Genomic DNA, 834 nt, shown 5'->3' with positions numbered 1-834 from the left:
GCACCGGGATGGCCGCGGCTCCGGGCGTAATCGCTCCGCTGGCCATAGGCAGCGTGCTGATGGTTATGATCTACGCAGGCGGTCACGTCTCGGGCGCCCATTACAATCCCGCGGTCACGCTTGGGGTATACCTGCGGGGACGCTGTCCAGCCGCGGACGTGCTGCCCTACTGGGGCGCGCAACTGCTGGGCGCCATCGTTGCGGCGTGGATCGTCGGCCTGGCCCTCAAAGGCGCGCCGGTCAGCCCCTTGGTTGCCCCTGTCGTGGGGGCGTTTTTCGCCGAGTTCCTTTTCACGTTTGCGCTGGTGTACGTTGTCTTGAACGTGGCGACGGCGGACGCAACAGAAGGAAATTCCTACTTCGGTCTCGCGATCGGTTTTACGGTCCTGGCTGGCGCCTTCGCGGTGGGACAAGTGTCGGGAGCGGCCTTCAATCCGGCCGTCGCAATCGGCGCCGCCATCCGGGGCATGCTCTTTTGGTCCAGCATGTGGCTCTACATCATCGCGGAATTATTGGGAGGGGTCGCGGCGGCCTTCGCCTTCAAGGCGCTCAACCCAACCACTGGCAATTCATAGGGCGGGTATCAGCACGGCGACCACGGAACAATGGACACCGTACTCACCCACACGATTGGCTTCCTGGAAGAACCGAAACGTCTTTTCCGCCGGTGCTCGGTCCTTCGTGATTTAGACCGTTTCCGCTTTGGTCTGAATCTGAGGTGATTCCCGAATCAGGATGATTGTGATTCAAGATGCTGGCTGGATGGAGGCCAGTATCTATGACCCGACCTTTATCGAACGACCTTCGTGATCGCGTTGTCGCTGCTGTGTTGAG

At 60.8% G+C, this 834-nt stretch carries 1 protein-coding gene; it reads left to right on the top strand.

All coding sequences use genetic code 11. The features are described from left to right. Positions 1–575, top strand: a 575-nt coding sequence (locus tag AB4048_RS28870; RefSeq protein WP_442205358.1) for an MIP/aquaporin family protein, incomplete at its 5' end; no start/stop codon positions are given. Positions 576–834 lie beyond the last annotated feature (259 nt).

Source organism: Rhizobium sp. RAF56 (assembly GCF_052113965.1).
In the GTDB taxonomy this organism is placed as follows: Bacteria; Pseudomonadota; Alphaproteobacteria; order Rhizobiales; family Rhizobiaceae; genus Rhizobium.
The sequence above is the reverse complement of the archived record's forward strand: the minus strand, read 5'-3'. Positions and strand labels throughout refer to the sequence as shown.